We start from the raw sequence: 1,498 nt of genomic DNA on the forward strand, positions 1-1,498 counted from the left end.
TATTTGTTTTCGTGGCGCATTCGCTAATTTTTACCGATCTAGAGCAACAGGGAGCTGTAATCAGGGAGAAAAGCGTTTTGGTAGCTTATTGCGTCAGTTCACTCGTAGACACTCGTTCTGTAATTTTTATCAGGAATGCACGCTTCCGCGTTTCTCAAGAAACAGGCAAAAAAAAAGCCTCAAAAAATTAATTTTAGAGGCTGTTCAATAAGGAGTTCACAAAGCGATTATAACACAAAGTTAGAATCACAAGTTGTTGTTTTTACGTTGCAAAATTCCCAAATTTAGGACTAGAGTCCACCATTAGAAGATGTGGACTCAAAAACTTAAAGCTCAATTTCAATATGACCAAGCTTAATATTTTCAAAAAAAGCGTGTGGATCTATCTGAGCAACATTCAAAGAATCAATCTCTGAGAGTTTATGAAAGTTTTCAGCATCATCAAATTCTTTGACACAAATTTCATGATCACCATCTAAGTTAAAGCAAACAGAAGTAACTAAACCTTTAATTTTAGTTGTTTCACCTAAAACACTTTGAACTTGTTCAGAATTCTTAATTTCGAAAGAAACAAAAGAACCTAGTAAATTTTTTATCTCTGAAGTCATAAGACACCCCATTAGTGATATTTATCATTATGGTGAGAGTTGGAGAAGATTAGGGAATACTTACCCTAGACCAATCATTACGATTTAGCCTAAGAAGTATTCCACCTATATCACTACGGAGCCGAGCCATCGCATCATAGGAGCGCATCAGAGTGTAATCCTGCGCTTGTTTTAGTTAGGGCTTACATCACCCCCTGAACACGTCTAAAACCGCCTTATAGAGCTTTTAAAGATCAACGCAAGGGTATTAGACCCAATATACTCACGATCGCTCTTAGACTACTTATGCCGTTGTCTGCTTTGTTCAGTTCCCCCAGTAGCAGACTTAATTCAATTTTGCGCTGGCGTCACCAAGCCTTCCACCCACAAAAAGGACGGAAATTAACATCTAGAAAGGTTTTAATAACGAAAGGGGATTTATTTTGATTTTATGCCCAGTATAATCATGTCATACACGGGGTTTTAACCTGAATCTTATATACAGCTTCCAACTGATATAACTTTCGTTATTAATTCCGCCAAGAATTAATAACCGTGTCTAGAATATAAAACGAAACCCGATCATATTCAATATGGTCGGGTTTTTATTTTTCGCTCGCTGCGACCAGAGATTTCGTATATATACCTAGAGCAAGCTGTTCTAAGTGAAATAATACGGTGCGCAAAGTACCAAAATATAAAATCGGGCTTTTACTGGTGATGTGCGTTCACGGAACGCCACACGCAGCAAAGCCCGATTATTTTTTTTAAATTGTGCAGCGTTTATTTGTTTTCGTGGCGCATTCGCTAATTTTTACCGATCTAGAGCAACAGGGAGCTGTAATCAGGGAGAAAAGCGTTTTGGTAGCTTATTGCGTCAGTTCACTCGTAGACACTCGTTCTGTAATTTT

2 protein-coding genes are annotated in these 1,498 nt (G+C 37.9%); one reads left to right on the forward strand and one right to left on the reverse strand.

The features are described 5' to 3' along the window. Positions 1-191: hypothetical protein (locus FTU42_RS14795; protein ID WP_218949839.1), on the forward strand; the 191-nt coding region annotated here is incomplete at its 5' end. Between the two features lie 135 nt (positions 192-326). On the opposite strand, the gene FTU42_RS14715 is transcribed toward FTU42_RS14795, so the two are convergent. Then, positions 327-608 carry a hypothetical protein gene (locus FTU42_RS14715; protein ID WP_180083731.1) on the reverse strand — a complete coding sequence of 94 codons (282 nt, stop codon included), beginning with the start codon at positions 606-608 and terminating at the stop codon, positions 327-329. Positions 609-1,498 lie beyond the last annotated feature (890 nt).

The sequence above is a fragment of the Acinetobacter sp. YH12102 genome (assembly GCF_013419125.1).
Lineage (GTDB): Bacteria > Pseudomonadota > Gammaproteobacteria > Pseudomonadales > Moraxellaceae > Acinetobacter > Acinetobacter pseudolwoffii.

Coding starts and splice junctions, on each gene's coding strand:
- FTU42_RS14715 (WP_180083731.1), bottom strand. CDS start 608: ATGACTTCAGAGATAAAAAATTTACTAGGTTCTTTTGTTTCTTTCGAA.